This is a genomic window from Nonomuraea sp. NPDC004186 (assembly GCF_053603495.1).
The window spans coordinates 1-1,916 of sequence record NZ_JBSGFQ010000272.1 but is presented as its reverse complement, the minus strand read 5'-3'; the positions used below and the strand labels follow the sequence as shown (position 1 = coordinate 1,916).

Annotated in this window: 2 protein-coding genes; both read left to right on the top strand. The window is 74.7% G+C overall.

Annotated features, from left to right (window positions below; translation table 11 throughout):
- Positions 1-1,300: AlkA N-terminal domain-containing protein (locus ACWEPL_RS65185; protein WP_452443075.1), on the top strand; the 1,300-nt coding region annotated here is incomplete at its 5' end.
- On the top strand, positions 1,297-1,797 hold the full coding sequence (locus tag ACWEPL_RS65180; protein ID WP_350728319.1) for a methylated-DNA--[protein]-cysteine S-methyltransferase: 501 nt from the start codon (positions 1,297-1,299) through the stop codon (positions 1,795-1,797). The genes ACWEPL_RS65185 and ACWEPL_RS65180, both read left to right, overlap by 4 nt.
- The last annotated feature ends 119 nt before the right edge of the window (positions 1,798-1,916 follow it).

Below are 1,916 nucleotides of genomic sequence, written 5' to 3'. Positions count from 1 at the left end.
GTTCACCGCAGCACGTCCCCGGCGGCCGCGACAACTCGTGGGAGCGCGACTGGAAACTGCTCACCGGCTGGAAGCGCTGGATCGTGCTGTCACCTCGGCCGAGGCCGCGGGGTTCCGGCCGTGCAAGCGGTGCCGTCCGGAGCTCTCGCCCGGCGACCCGGGCTGGGACGTGCGCGGCGACCTGGTCGGCCGGGCGCTGCGGCTGATCGACGACGGCGCGGCGGACGAGCAGGGCGTGGGCGGGCTGGCCCAGCGGCTGCACATCACCGAGCGGCACCTGCACCGGCTGTTCGTGGCCGAGCTGGGCGTCGGGCCGCTGGCGGTCGCGCGGACCAAGCGGCTGCTGCTGGCCAAGCAGCTGCTGACGGAGACGGGGCTGCCGGTCACGGAGGTGGCGTTCGCGGCGGGGTTCGGGAGCGTGCGGCAGTTCAACGCGACGATGCGGGAGACGTACGGCTTCACGCCCAGCGAGCTGCGGGCCACGGCGGGGCCGCGGGTCTGCGACGCGAGGCTGCGGCTGCGGCTGCACCGGCGCGAGCCGTACGACGTGGAGGGGGTCTTCGCGTTCCTGACGGCCCGCGCCATTCCGGGGCTGGAGGTGGCGGACCGGACGTCGTACGAGCGAGCCGTACCAGGTGGGACGATCACGCTCACCCCACGGCAGGACCACATAGCCCTGGACGTCGTGATGGACGACACGCGGCAGCTCGCCCGCGTCGTGGCGCGCTGCCGCCGCCTCCTCGACCTCGACGCCGACCCCTCCGCCATTTCGGAGATCCTGGAGCAGACCTCGCTCGGGCCCCTGGTGACGGCCCGTCCGGGTCTGCGGGTGCCGGGCGCGTTCGACGGCTTCGAGCTGGCCGTACGCGCGGTGGTGGGCCAGCAGATCTCGGTGGCCGGGGCCCGCACCCTCCTCGGCCGCATCGTCGCCAAGGCCCCCGGCCCCCTCTTCCCCACCCCCGCCGAGCTCCTGGAGACGGACCTGACCGGCGTGGGCCTGACCAACCGCCGGATCGACACGCTCAGGCACCTGGCCGGCCACCTGGTGGAGGGCCGCCTGGACCTCGACGGCGGCCAGGATCCCGCCGAGGCGGTGTCGGACCTGCTCGAAGTCCCGGGCATCGGCCCGTGGACGGCCAGCTACATCGCGCTCCGGGCGCTGCGCGACCCGGACGCGTGGCCCACGGGCGACCTCGTGCTCAAGAAGCGCATGGCCTGCCTGGGCATCCCCGACGACCACATCGAGCGGTGGCGGCCCTGGCGGGCCTACGCCGCCCTGCACCTTTGGAGCTCATCATGATCGCTGCCCAGCTCATCCCGACCCCCGTGGGGCCGCTGTCCCTGCTGTCCCGCGAGGGGGTCGTGGTGGCGGCCGGCTTCACCGCCGACCCGACGGAGATGTTCGTGCGCCTCACGCCCGAGCTGCAGTCGGAGGGCCTGGAGGTCGTGGACGACCTCGGGGCCGCCTCCGCGGCGGTCCGGGCGTACCTGGCCGGGGATCTGGACGCTTTGGACGCCGTCCAGGTCTCCCAGCCGGGTACGGCCACCCGCAAGCGGCTCCACGCCACGTTGCGCGAGGTCAAGGCGGGGACCACGGTCTCGTACGCGGAGCTGGCCGAGCGGGCCGGCATGCCCAGGACGGCCGCCCGGGCGGCCGGCTCGGCCTGCGCCCAGAACCTCATCGCGCCGTTCGTCCCCTGCCACCGGGTGCTGCCCAGCGGCGGAGGTTACGGCGGCTACTACTACGGCGTGCCGGTCAAGGAGTGGCTGATCGCCCACGAATCCCGCGCCGTCTAGGTGGCGGGCACCAGGCGGCGGGCCTGGAGGCCCGCCGCCCCCGCCACCGCCCGCCCCCCCAGGCCCCGCAGGGCCGCGGGCCAGGCCGGGGCGGTGTATCCGCAACCGGCGTCGAAGGT